The sequence below is a fragment of the Latilactobacillus sp. genome (genome assembly GCF_033176295.1).
Lineage (GTDB): Bacteria > Bacillota > Bacilli > Lactobacillales > Lactobacillaceae > Latilactobacillus > Latilactobacillus sakei.
Window position 1 is genome coordinate 32,952 of sequence record NZ_JAMQEX010000002.1, and the last position, 12,997, is coordinate 45,948.

At 41.6% G+C, this 12,997-nt stretch carries 11 protein-coding genes and 2 pseudogenes; all 13 read left to right on the forward strand.

The window, feature by feature from the left end; translation table 11 throughout:
• Positions 1-96: 96 nt before the first annotated feature.
• The 13 genes and pseudogenes from NDN60_RS01600 to liaX all read left to right on the forward strand — a co-directional run bounded on the left by NDN60_RS01600 (position 97) and on the right by liaX (position 12,994).
• Entirely contained in the window at positions 97-1,230 is a 1,134-nt protein-coding gene (locus NDN60_RS01600) for a PDZ domain-containing protein (RefSeq protein ID WP_011374207.1), read from the forward strand.
• Between the two features lie 19 nt (positions 1,231-1,249).
• The gene (locus NDN60_RS01605; RefSeq protein ID WP_011374208.1) at positions 1,250-1,963 is read left to right on the forward strand and encodes a response regulator transcription factor; all 714 of its coding nucleotides are present in this window, start codon (positions 1,250-1,252) and stop codon (positions 1,961-1,963) included.
• On the forward strand, positions 1,950-3,611 hold the full coding sequence (pnpS, locus tag NDN60_RS01610) for a two-component system histidine kinase PnpS (protein WP_011374209.1): 1,662 nt from the start codon (positions 1,950-1,952) through the stop codon (positions 3,609-3,611). Before NDN60_RS01605 ends, pnpS begins: the two co-directional genes overlap by 14 nt.
• Before the next feature lie 92 nt (positions 3,612-3,703).
• Positions 3,704-4,564: a phosphate ABC transporter substrate-binding protein PstS family protein gene (locus tag NDN60_RS01615; RefSeq protein WP_056948832.1), complete on the forward strand. Its 861-nt coding sequence runs from the start codon at positions 3,704-3,706 to the stop codon at positions 4,562-4,564.
• 9 nt (positions 4,565-4,573) lie between these two features.
• Positions 4,574-5,497, forward strand: coding sequence for a phosphate ABC transporter permease subunit PstC (gene pstC, locus NDN60_RS01620; RefSeq protein ID WP_011374211.1), 924 nt, complete (start codon positions 4,574-4,576; stop codon positions 5,495-5,497).
• Complete coding sequence (gene pstA / locus NDN60_RS01625; protein ID WP_016264731.1) at positions 5,497-6,381, forward strand: phosphate ABC transporter permease PstA; 885 nt, start codon at positions 5,497-5,499, stop codon at positions 6,379-6,381. The genes pstC and pstA overlap by 1 nt, the downstream gene beginning before the upstream one ends.
• Positions 6,382-6,390: 9 nt before the next feature.
• A complete protein-coding gene (gene pstB, locus NDN60_RS01630; protein WP_099947625.1) occupies positions 6,391-7,200 on the forward strand; it encodes a phosphate ABC transporter ATP-binding protein PstB in 810 nt (269 codons plus the stop codon).
• 20 nt (positions 7,201-7,220) lie between these two features.
• A complete protein-coding gene (pstB, locus tag NDN60_RS01635) occupies positions 7,221-7,979 on the forward strand; it encodes a phosphate ABC transporter ATP-binding protein PstB (RefSeq protein ID WP_011374214.1) in 759 nt (252 codons plus the stop codon).
• A 16-nt stretch (positions 7,980-7,995) separates the two neighbouring features.
• On the forward strand, positions 7,996-8,673 hold the full coding sequence (phoU, locus tag NDN60_RS01640; protein ID WP_011374215.1) for a phosphate signaling complex protein PhoU: 678 nt from the start codon (positions 7,996-7,998) through the stop codon (positions 8,671-8,673).
• Positions 8,674-8,902: 229 nt separating this feature from the next.
• The gene (locus NDN60_RS01645; RefSeq protein ID WP_056948830.1) at positions 8,903-9,373 is read left to right on the forward strand and encodes a nucleoside 2-deoxyribosyltransferase; all 471 of its coding nucleotides are present in this window, start codon (positions 8,903-8,905) and stop codon (positions 9,371-9,373) included.
• A gap of 119 nt (positions 9,374-9,492) precedes the next feature.
• Positions 9,493-10,359 (forward strand): annotated as a pseudogene (locus NDN60_RS01650) (aminotransferase class I/II-fold pyridoxal phosphate-dependent enzyme); the annotation flags it as partial.
• Between the two features lie 19 nt (positions 10,360-10,378).
• Positions 10,379-11,266 (forward strand): annotated as a pseudogene (locus NDN60_RS01655) (L-threonine 3-dehydrogenase); the annotation flags it as partial.
• 246 nt (positions 11,267-11,512) lie between these two features.
• A complete protein-coding gene (gene liaX, locus NDN60_RS01660; protein WP_056948826.1) occupies positions 11,513-12,994 on the forward strand; it encodes a daptomycin-sensing surface protein LiaX in 1,482 nt (493 codons plus the stop codon).
• The last annotated feature ends 3 nt before the right edge of the window (positions 12,995-12,997 follow it).

The following is a 12,997-nucleotide window of genomic DNA, read 5'->3' on the forward strand; positions in this document are numbered from 1 at the left end:
GCTATACTTATGGGGAAAGTTCGGCGGTCTGTTCGACAGATGCGATTGGCATCGGTTTCAGGTTGGCGGGATTGAATAGGTTGGAGGGTTTATTTAATGGAGATGTTCGTTAATATGTTGCTTACCTTTTTCACGACACCATTGTTATGGGTGGCGATTGTGTTTGCTTTTTGGTTAGCGCTACATCGTATCAAACATGAACGACAGACGTTTAGAATTGCCGTTAATCCTAAGTGGCCAGAGTTGAAACTATTTTGGTGGCACGGGTTATTAGCGGGTTTAGCGCTCAGTTGTTGTACCTTGTTGTTAGGCGTCACAATTAATTTAAATTGGTGGTTAGTCTACCAAATTGTCGCGGTAGTAGCCTTATTTTTGATGCCAATTGGTTTTGCGGGTAACGTCTTAATACTATTAAGTGCTTTATTGTATTTAATCAGTGCAATGATTTGGCCACAATATCAAATTCTAGCGGGTAATAGTTTGCTAGCAGAACTGTTAATTGTAGCAGGCTTAATTACAATCCTAACTGGCTTTTTACAAAAGTGGGATGCCACTAAGGTGGTGACACCACACGTCATCACTAGCAGTCGGGGGCGGATGACAGCGATGTTTACGAGCCGTCAAATCTACTTAGCACCCGTTTTCTTTTTAGTACCAGGCACTAATCAGTTACCTGATTGGGGCTTTTGGCCAGTCCTACATATTGGTCAGCAATCATTTAACATCGTCATCTTACCGTTGATTCTCGGCTTTTCAGTTAAAGCGATTAAAGAATTGATGTCAGCGTTAGTGACGCGTGATTTGCGAACGCAAATCACATTTGGTGGTGTAATTGTGGTTGCCGGTATCGTTAGCTTTATATTCCCAAGAATCATATTGAGCACATTAAGTGTTGCGTTGATTATCTGTTTTATCTTACAATGGCGATTGAGACGACAAAGCCGGGCAAATAAGCAACATTTTACAAAACCGTATGCGGGTATTCGTATTTTGGGGGTTCTCGAACAAACACCAGCTGCTAAAATGGGGTTAGAAGCTGGGGACGTGATTGTGGAATGTAATGGTCAAGCAATTTCAAACAATGAAAATTTCTATCAAGCGATTCAAAGCCATTCGACTTATTGTCATTTGAAAGTTCAAGATCTTCAGGGTGAATATCGCATTACGGAAAGTGCAGTTTTTGCCGATGCACCCCACGAATTAGGTGTTATTTTATTTCCAGAGAATTAATTAGAGAAGGATGACATTGATGAAAACGATTCTAGTGGTAGACGATGAACCAGCAATCTTGACACTGTTGAGATATAATCTGGAGCAAGAACATTTCAAGGTAATGACGGCAACGGATGGCGCCCAAGCGCTAACGATGGCCTTACAGCAAAAATTTGATTTTATCATTTTGGATTTGATGTTACCCAAACTAGATGGGATTGCGGTAACGAAAAAAATTCGGGAAGCTAAATTAAAAACGCCAATTATGATTTTAACGGCTAAGGACAACGAAACGGATAAGATTGTTGGGCTTGAAGTTGGGGCCGACGATTACGTGACGAAACCTTTTAGCCCCCGCGAAATCATCGCTCGAATTCGAGCCATTGAACGCCGGACCACTCAGCCTATTGAACAACCCGTTGAACAGGCGTCTGAAACGATTGTGGTCGGTGATTTAAGTGTGGACGAAACCGAAGTAATCGCAAAAAAAGGCGATCATAAGTTGCACTTAACGCCGAAAGAATTCGAATTATTAGTGTATTTTATGCATCGACTCAATAAGGTGCAAAGTCGTGAAAAATTATTAAATGCCGTTTGGGGATTCGATTACCCAGCTGAAACCCGAATGGTTGACATTCAAGTGAGTCATTTGCGTGAAAAGATTGAAGATAATCCGCGCCATCCTGTTTATCTAAAAACGGTTCGTGGTTTTGGTTATCAATTGGAGGATCCCGCACATGACCAAGCATGATCAAGTGAGATTTTATAAGCTAGCCACTATTTTAGTGGCTATTTACATAGCCTTTATTTTGCTCATTAATTTAGTCATTTATCGCCAGCAAAGTGCGACACTCAAAGAACGGCGTGCCGATTACGCCTTAATTGTGAAAGACGCCGACTTTAAGCGTCAAAAATGGCTACAACAAAATAAATTACAAGTTGTGACTTCACAGTCGCCACAGCACACCAAGTTGGAACGGTCAGTGGCCGATGTTTTAAATCGTGATCATACCACGCGCAATTTTAGTGTTAGGCAAAAGATTGATGGCCGTTGGTATTTAGTTGCGGTTCATCAATCGAGTCAGCCAACGTTTGTCTTATTGATGCCACAACAACGCTTCTGGCATACCTGGCCGGAAATCGCCCTGACAGTGACTGTTTTGTATCTACTGTTTAGTTTGATTGTTCTCTGGCAATTTAAACGGCAACGCAGCCATTTTTACGAGCACTTGAAGATTTTGGTGGCCAATATTCATCATATTCGCTACGAAGAAACGCCAGAACCAATTATTTTCCAAAAGGACGCGTCATTATACGTCCTCGCACACGAAGTGAACCAATTAAACAAGGATATGCGTCACATGCGTCAAAAGATTGCCATCCAACAAGGCAGCTTTGATCGGTTGATTGATCATTTACCGGTCGGAGTAATGGTGATTAATGAAAATCGCCAAGTTGTTTTGCATAACGAGGCGATGGGGCAGTTATTAGAAACCGCAATCGAGCCTCAGAAGCACCCGTATATCGATGATATTAAGACTTATGAATTAACGCGGATGATTGAACATACTTTCCGTTATCGGCGCAGTCACCATCAAGAGATTCAACTCATTCAGAATCGGGAACGATTTGTCGATGCCAATGTAGTTCAGTTAAATACCGTGAAGTCTAAATTTCAGGCGTTAGTGATCTTGTATGATTTAACTGATATTCGCCGAGTTGAACAGATGCAACTCGACTTTGTTAGCAACGTCAGTCATGAATTGAAGACACCGGTGACGGCAATTACAGGCTTTGCTGAAACGCTGTTGGCAGGGGCCAAGGATGATCCGGAAACTTTACAGCAGTTCTTGAAGATTATTTACGAAGAAAGCACGCGCCTGACAGCCTTAATTCAGGATATTTTGGCGTTATCACACTTGGATCGCCAAGATCAAACGCAAGCGCAAGATATTGGGTTAAAAGCGATAGTTGAAGCTAACCTAGAATTGATGCAACAAAAGATTCAACAAAAAGAAATTCACGTTTCCGTCAATATACCAGAGACGTTGACGTTTAAGACGCAAAAAATGAAGTTAAACCAAGTCTTGAAGAATTTGATTGCCAACGGTATCACCTATAATAAACAAGCGGGGTCTCTTGTGATTGCGGCTCAAGTCGATCATCAACAATTGATAATCCGAGTTGTTGATTCAGGATTAGGTATTCCAAGTGATTTACAAGAACGGATTTTTGAACGGTTCTATCGCGTTGATCAGGCTCGGGCGACACATAAGAGTGGGACTGGGTTAGGCTTAGCGATTGCCAAGGAAATTACCGAAAGTATTGGTGGGCAATTGACGGTTGAAAGCCAATTAGGGGTCGGTAGTCAGTTTATTTTAACCTTCCCCTTAACGTGATTTACAAAATATTTACATTCAATAGTGTTAGATTTTACAATTCTTTTCTATAATTAATCAAAGGGTTTAAATGGAATTCGTGGAGGATTAGCATGCGTAAACGTAGTGTTATTGGCTTATTAGTCACATTCGTTGTATTACTATTAACTGGTTGTCAATCTAAACAAAATGGGCAATCAGTCACGGCAGTTGGGTCATCGGCCTTACAGCCACTGATTGAAGCGTTAGCCGAACAATACAGTGCCCAACATTCAGGTCAGTTTATTAACGTTCAAGGTGGCGGTTCTGGGACTGGTTTAAGCCAGATTCAAGAAGGCGCCGTTCAAATGGGTAATTCTGATTTATTCGCAGAAGAAAAAGCTGGCATTAAAGCGGGCAAATTAGTCGATCATAAAGTGGCTGTTGTTGGTATTACACCAGTCATTAATAAAAAAATTGGCGTTAAGAATTTATCGCTGACGCAGTTAGCTAGAATCTTTAGCGGCGAAATTACGAACTGGCAGCAAGTTGGTGGTCCTGATCAAGAAGTAGTCTTGGTTAACCGAGCACAAGGTAGCGGTACTCGTTCAACCTTTGAACAATGGGTGATGGGTAATCGCAAGACAAAACCAGCGCAAGAACAAGATTCAACTGGGATGGTCCGTTCAATTGTGGCCAATACACCCGGGGCGATTAGTTATCTAGCCTTTTCTTATGTGGATAACACGGTTGCAACGCTTAAACTGGATGGTGTTGCACCAGATGATCAAAACGTTATGAATAACACTTGGCCAATCTGGTCATACGAACATGTTTACACTAAAGGTCAACCAACGGGATTAACCAAGGAATTCTTGGCCTATGTTTTATCGGATAAGATTCAAAATAAACAAGTTAGCAAAATGGGTTACATCCCAGTCGCACAAATGCAAGTTGAACGGTCGTTAGACGGCACAATTACGAAGGTTAAGTAGGTGGCAAAAATGGATCCAATTAAGGCAAGTTTACTGAAAAAATCACGGGCGGCGAAAACCGAAAGCCGTGGAAAATTAATCAGTTTATTGTGTATCAGTTTAATCGTTTTTATCGTTCTGGCTATTTTTTACTTTGTGGCTTCTAAAGGACTCGCAACCTTCTTTAAGGATAAGGTCAGCCTATGGCGCTTTTTAACGCAAAGCGATTGGAATCCAAGTCTTAAGGATAGTCATGGTCGGCCAGAAGTTGGGGCGCTCCCAATGATTATGGGCTCGTTTGGCGTGACGTTCTTGGCAGCCTTATTGGCAACACCATTTGCCATTGGCGCCGGGATTTTCATGACAGAAATTTCACCTAAACGGGGGGAAAAGATTTTACAACCTGTTATGGAATTACTGGTTGGGATTCCATCTGTTGTTTATGGTTTTATCGGGTTATCAGTAGTTGTCCCAACAATGCGCCATATCTTTGGCGGCAGTGGTTTTGGGATTTTAGCCGGAACCTGTGTGTTGTTCATCATGATTTTACCAACGGTGACTTCAATGACCGTCGACGCTTTGAAGAGTGTGCCACGGCACTATCGGGAAGCATCATTGGCGCTAGGGGCAACGCGTTGGCAAACAACTTGGAAGGTTGTTTTAAAAGCAGCGACACCAGGGATTTTAACCGGGGTTGTCTTCGGGATGGCACGGGCGTTTGGTGAAGCACTTGCCGTTCAAATGGTGATCGGGAATGCGGCCTTAATGCCACATAACTTGATTTCACCAGCCTCAACATTAACCAGTGTCTTGACAATGGGAATTGGGAACACCGTTATGGGCTCACTTGCCAATAACGCCTTATGGTCATTGGCACTGCTCTTATTATTAATGTCACTATTATTTAACTTATTAGTTCGTTTAATTGGTCGGAAGGGAGCAATGGGTCGCTAATGGATGCAAAAAAATGGGATAAAGTTGCAACCGGCGTTTTAACACTAATCGCTGGCTTAATTGTTTTATTATTGGCAAGTTTACTAGGTTATATCTTAATTCGTGGGTTACCGCATGTGACTTGGCAATTCTTGACGAACCCAGCGTCAACCTTTACAAAAGGCGGCGGGATTGGCGTTCAACTCTTTAATTCATTCTACCTATTGGTAATTGCGATGGTGATTTCCGTACCACTTTCAATTGGTGCTGGGATTTACCTCGCTGAATACGCGCCTAAAAACTGGGTGACAAATGTCGTCCGGACGGCAATTGAAGTTTTAAGCTCTTTACCATCAGTCGTGGTTGGTTTGTTTGGTTTCTTAGTCTTCGTTATTCAATTTAAATTAGGCTTTTCAATTTTAGCTGGGGCCTTGGCCTTAACCGTCTTTAACTTACCATTGTTAACACGGAACGTTGAAGATGCTTTGAAATCAATTCACTTTACCCAACGTGAAGCGGGCCTTGCGCTTGGTTTATCACGTTATGAAACAGTTAAACACGTCATTATTCCTGAAGCGTTACCCAATATTATTACTGGGATGATTTTAGGAGCCGGCCGGATTTTCGGTGAAGCCGCTGCTTTAATTTACACAGCAGGTCAAAGTGCGCCTTCATTAGATTTCACGAACTGGAATCCAACGTATATCGCAAGTCCTTTGAATCCAATGCGTCCAGCTGAAACATTGGCTGTGCATATTTGGAAGATTAATTCTGAAGGCATTATGCCGGATGCGACAGCTGTTTCAGCTGGTGCATCGGCCGTCTTGATTATCGCTGTCCTATTATTCAACTGGTTAGCACGGGTAATCGGCAAGCGCGTTTACCGCAAAATGACAGCAGCATAGGAGAAGTTTATGGCAGATTATGATTTAACAAAAACACATATCAAAAAATTAGCAGGACCTAAACATGAAATTGCGTTGTCAACTGAAGACTTAAACGTCTACTATGGTGACAAACGCGCGATGCACGATGCGTCATTACAATTTGAACGTTATCGGATTACGGCGTTAATTGGGGCTTCTGGCTCAGGTAAATCAACGTATCTCCGGAGTTTAAACCGGATGAACGATAATATCGCTAATACTCGTGTGACCGGGAAGATTATGTATCGGGATGTTGATATCAATAGTGATGAAGTTGACGTTTATAAGATGCGCGAACATATTGGGATGGTTTTCCAACGCCCTAATCCGTTTGCTAAATCCATTTACGATAACATTACGTTTGCCTTGAAACAACATGGTCAAAAAGATAAAAAGTACCTTGATGAAATCGTCGAAACAACGCTGAAACAAGCTGCACTTTGGGATCAAGTGAAAGATTCATTAAATAAGAGTGCCTTGGCTTTATCAGGCGGGCAACAACAACGGCTTTGTATCGCACGCGCAATCGCGATGAAACCTGATATTCTATTGATGGATGAACCGGCTTCGGCTTTGGATCCCATCTCAACAAACACCGTTGAAGAAACGTTAATTCGCTTGAAAGAACAATATACAATTGTCATTGTGACGCATAACATGCAACAAGCAGCGCGGATTAGTGATTACACAGCCTTTTTCCATTCAGGGCACGCGCTTGAATTTGATGAAACCCGGAAGATGTTTACCCGGCCTAAGATTAAAGCGGCAGAAGATTATGTGTCTGGTCATTTCGGCTAGCATACAAGGAGGTTTGCCAGTTGGCGAATAAAATTATTGAATCCTCAGATGTTCATTTGTTCTATGGTAAAAATGAGGCCTTAAAAGGCATTAATATGGATTTTGCAGAAAATGAAATTACGGCGTTAATTGGGCCTTCTGGTTGTGGTAAGTCAACGTATCTGCGGTGTTTAAACCGGATGAACGATTTGATTGATTCCGCAACGGTGACGGGCAAGTTTTTGCTTAATGGTCAGGATATTTATGCGCCTGAGATGGATACCGTTAAATTACGGAAGGAAGTTGGGATGGTTTTCCAACAACCTAATCCATTCCCATTTTCAATTTACGATAATGTTGTTTACGGGTTACGTTTATCAGGCGTGAAGGATCACCGCGTTTTGGACGAAGCAGTTGAAACCAGTTTGAAACAAGCTGCCGTTTGGGATGACGTGAAAGATAAGCTCCACGAAAGTGCTTTGTCACTTTCAGGTGGGCAACAACAACGGGTCTGCATCGCCCGGGTACTTGCTGTTAAGCCTAAAGTGATCTTAATGGACGAACCAACATCCGCACTGGACCCAATTTCGAGTACAAAAATCGAAAATATGTTGCTAGAATTGCGCCAACAGTATACCATTATAATGGTGACGCATAATATGCATCAGGCTTCTCGTATTTCGGATAAGACAGCATTCTTTTTACAAGGTGAATTAATTGAATATGCACCAACGAAGAAAATCTTCTTAAACCCAACCGAAAAAGAAACGGAAGATTATATCAGTGGCCGTTTTGGCTAAGAAAGAAGGGAATAGCATGCGTAGACTTTTTGAAGATGAATTGAATGAACTGCACGTTCGTTTTTCCGAAATGGGCATGATGGTCAATGAAGCCATCTATAAATCTGTTAAAGCCTTCATTAATCACGATAAGCAATTAGCAAGAGAAGTGATTGCCGATGATCACAAGATTAATGAACGGGAAACGGATTTGGAACGTAAGAGTTTCGAATTAATTGCACTTCAACAACCCGTATCGACTGATTTACGAATTATCGTAACCATCATGAAGGCTAGTTCTGATTTGGAACGAATGGGCGATCACGCGGTATCAATCGCTAAATCAACGATTCGTGTGAAGGGCAATACCCGTGTACCAGATATTGAAAAAGATATTGCAGATATGGCCGACAAAGTAAAACAAATGGTAGAAGAAGTCTTGGATGCCTACGTTAAAGAGGACCGGCGCCGAGCAATTGCCATTGCTGAAGAAGATACAGCAATTAACGCTTATTCGGAAAACATTTACGATGACTGTGTTAAAGAAATGCAACGTGATTCAGAAACAGTTGTTGGCAGCATGGATTACATGCTTGTTGCCAGTTACTTGGAACGAATTGGTGATTACGTCACAAACATCTGTGAATGGATTGTTTACTTAAGAACCGGTAAAGTCGTCGAATTAAATTCAAACGACAAAGAAGACGAATTTTAAAAGAGTGTTGTACCAGCCGGATATATTCTGAGGATTAGCATAGAATATGGCTGATAAAACACGTTTAAGAAGAGAGTGCGTTTAAGTCTGCTCAGTAGGGTTAAGCGGCGGAAACTAGACTAAAAAAGCACGTTAAAAAAATCATATTCGCCAATCGAAAAAAGGGGCGGTAGACAAAAGCAATTTTGTCCCACCCCTTTTTAATGTTTAATAAAGAGGAGTCGTAATAATGCAAAAACAAATTTACTTAGCAGGTGGCTGGTTCACCCCTAAACAAGCAGATATGGTGGCGCGCGCCCATAAAGCGTTGGCTGCTAATCCGACCGTTGGCTATATCCATAGTCCGCAAGAACATCAATACAAAGATGTCACTGAAGATAATGATCCTCATGGTTTATTCGGTGGTTACGAATGGGCCAATCAAACTTATCAAAATGACATTACCGCAATGGACTTAGCGGATTTGGCGGTTGTCTTATGGGATATGGCTGATGAAGATACGGGGACCGCTTTTGAAGTCGGTTACCTTAATGCAAGCCATACACCAATCGTATTTGTTTGTGAAGATGATTTGCAAGAAAATCCGATTAACTTAATGTTAGCTAAAGGGATTAGCAAGTGTGTAACAGATATTAATGAATTAGAAACCTTAGATTTCCAATTTGTAGCGGGCGAACCTTACCCCGGTAAGATCGTTTAAGCAATTGTTTTCAAATTAAAAAAGCCCGTCCGAATTATCATAATTCGGACGGGCTTTTTTAATGACCTTCTTATAATTGACCCCGTTAAATAGCGCTTTGTTAATTTAGATAAAAAGAACGATCTGGTTTCAATTGTAATATGGGCGCGATTTCAGTAGTCATGACTAAGAATGATGCGATTCTTTCAGATGAATTAAATCACGCGTCAATTATCGATGGGTGCCGGCTATCAGGGGCGAAAATCATTCGTATCAAGCATCAAGATATGGCAGATTTAGAAGAAAAAGCAAAGGCTGCAACCGAAAGTGGTCTTTATGAAAAAGTGATGTACGTTACCGATGGTGTCTTTTCAATGGATGGTGATGTGGCTAATTTACCCGAAGCGGTTAAAATCGCTGAGAAGTATCAACTGATTACTTACGTTGATGATGCGCATGGCTCTGGTGTGATGGGGCATGGAAAGGGCACCGTTAAACATTTTGGCTTACAAGACAAGATTGATTTCCAAATGGGGACCCTCTCAAAAGCAATCGGCGTTGTCGGTGGTTATGTTGTGGGGACTCAAGCATTAATCGATTGGTTGAAGGTTCGTGGCCGGCCATTTCTTTTTTCAACGTCATTAACACCTGGTGCAGCGGCTGCTTGTATTACGGCGTTAGATTTAATCATGGCGCACCCCGAATATGTGGATCAGTTGTGGGAGAATGCCGATTACTTCAAGGCTAAATTAAAAGCGGTGGGCTTTAAAGTCGCAAAATCGGAAACGCCAATTACACCGGTAATTTTAGGCGATGAACAATTAACTCAAAAATTCTCGCAAGCCTTGGTTGCAAATGGTGTCTATGCCAAACCAATCGTATTCCCAACCGTCCCGCTGGGAACTGGGCGGATTCGTAACATGCCAAGTGCTACTCATACCAAAGCAATGCTGGATGAAGCAGTGACGGTGTATGAAAAAGTAGGTCGTGAACTAGGGATTATCTAAATTCAAAGGAGGAACTAACATGCATAAAGTGATGGTAACGGGTTGTTTAGGACAAATCGGATCAGAATTAGTGGCCCAATTGAGAGCCCAAAACGGTGTCGATAGTGTGATTGCAACGGATATTCGGCGACCAGACCATAACGAAACGGTTGAAAGTGGTCCGTTTGAAGTATTAGATGTAACGGATTATGATCGAATGCTTAAAATTGCGACCGATTATCAAGTCGATACACTTATTCACTTAGCGGCATTACTGTCAGCAGTGGCTGAAGAACGGCCACAATTTGCTTGGCAGTTAAATATGACCGGTCTCGTTAATGCATTGGAAGTGGCCCGGGAATTAGATTTGAAATTCTTTACACCAAGTTCAATTGGCGCATTTGGCCCTAGTACACCTAAAGATAATACACCACAAGATACGATCCAACGACCAACAACGATGTATGGCGTAACGAAAGTCTCTGGTGAATTACTCTGTGATTACTACCATACTAAATATGGCGTTGATACACGGGGCGTTCGTTTCCCGGGTTTGATTTCTTATAAGACGTTGCCAGGCGGTGGCACGACCGATTATGCGGTTGATATCTACTATGAGGCTTTACGCAATGGCCATTATGAATCATTCATTAAAGAATGCACTTATATGGATATGATGTATATGCCAGATGCTATCGGGGCCATCATTAAACTGATGAATGCCGATCCAGAGCGCCTGGTTCATCGCAACGCCTTTAATATTACGGCGATGTCTTTTGAACCAGAACAAATTAAAGCCGCGATTCAAAAAGAAATGCCAGATTTTGAAATGACTTACGCCGTTGATCCAGTGCGTCAAGCGATTGCCGATTCATGGCCTAATAGCATTGACGCCAGCTGTGCTCAAGCGGAATGGGATTTTAAACCGTAATATGATTTAGAAGCAATGACCAAGGATATGTTGGCACAATTAAAAGCTAGAATCTAATGCAGTAAAGGACCGGGGCTAGTTACCCGGTCCTTTTTATGTGCCGCAATTAGTTATCGCTCGGAGTACCTAAATAAAAATCAACCTTTGGACCTATGACATTTCCAATTAAAATGGGCATAATAGAACCATAGTCAAGTGTGACAGATATAGAGGTCATCATTTAAACCAATGGAGGTCATAACAATGAATGAACGTCAAAGAATTTTAGACTTAGTGAACCAAGGTGTATTAACATCTTCAGAAGCCTTAATCTTATTAGAAAATTTAGCTAAAAACGATCAAAATACAAATGCAACTAAAATGTCAGCAGAACCAGAAGTCCCGGATGTTGATGATAACAAACAAGAATCGGCACCAGAAACTGACCAACGCGCGCTTGTTGAAGAACGCGCCAGGGAATTAACCATTGCGCTATCGGGTGTTAACCGTCAATTACAAGACTTGAAGCAAAAAATTCAAGCTGATCAAGAACAAGTGACTGTGCTGGATACGATGGAAGATTTAGATAGTCTGACAAGTGAAAAGGCGGCTGAACGTCATACACTCAAAGCAGCTGTTTTACAAAACCAAGCTCAAATTGATGACTTGGAAGAACAACGGCAAACATTAACGGAAGAATTAAATCAAATTGAAAAGCAACGTCGGCAGATGGCGAAAAATCAATGGTCTGAAAAGCTAGGCCTTTCAGATGATTGGAAAGAAAATGCTAGTGAAACATTCGATGAAATCAGCGGTCGTTTAGGCGAAGCAAGCCTACATCTTGGTAAATTCATGAAGGAAACTGCTAAAAACGTGATGGATAACGTTGACTGGAAAGAAGTTAACTTCAAGGTACCAGGTTTGGCAACCGAGAAATTCACGCATGAATTTATTTACTCAGACGTGACACCAGAGATGATTAACGTCAAAGTAGCCAATGGGAATGTCGATTTCAAGATTTGGGATCAACCCGAAATTAAAGTCGTGGCCCAAGTCAAACTTTACGGTAAGATGGGTGAACCAACAGCTCGCGAAGCTTTTGAAGCCCGCAGCAATATCAATGTCACCGATGCTGATTTGGTCTTCCAAGTGCCTAACAAACGCATTCAGGCGGACTTAACATTCTATCTACCTGCTAATAATTACTTACAAACTAACGTTAAGTTATTAAATGGCGATATTGCATTAGATGGGTTTACAGGTCGTGATTTATACCTTAAAACGACAAATGGTCAATTAACATTGAACAGTACGAATGTCGCAATGTTAGAAGCAGAAAACGTCAACGGTGGCATTACGGTTACTGATGGCCATTATGAAGATATTCTAGGGACAACTGTCAACGGTAATATCGTGATGAAAGCCCAAGTGCTAAATAGTAGTGTTTCAACGGTTAACGGTGATATCAAAGCTTCTTTCAACGATAATCAGTTACAGCATTTGAAAGCTAAGTCGGTTAATGGTACGGTTAAGTTAGCCTTACCACAAACAATTGGCTTCACACTTGAAGCGCGGACACGTTTTGGGATGATCAAAAATCGTTTAGCCAATACGCAAACGGTTGATCAACACCAAAGTACAGGGAGCCAAATGTTACAATTAGCCCGCAACGAAGATATGCAAGCAGCCCAATTAACATTAGGCACGACAACTGGTAATATCTTATTAAAAGACAAAGAAAACTAAAAA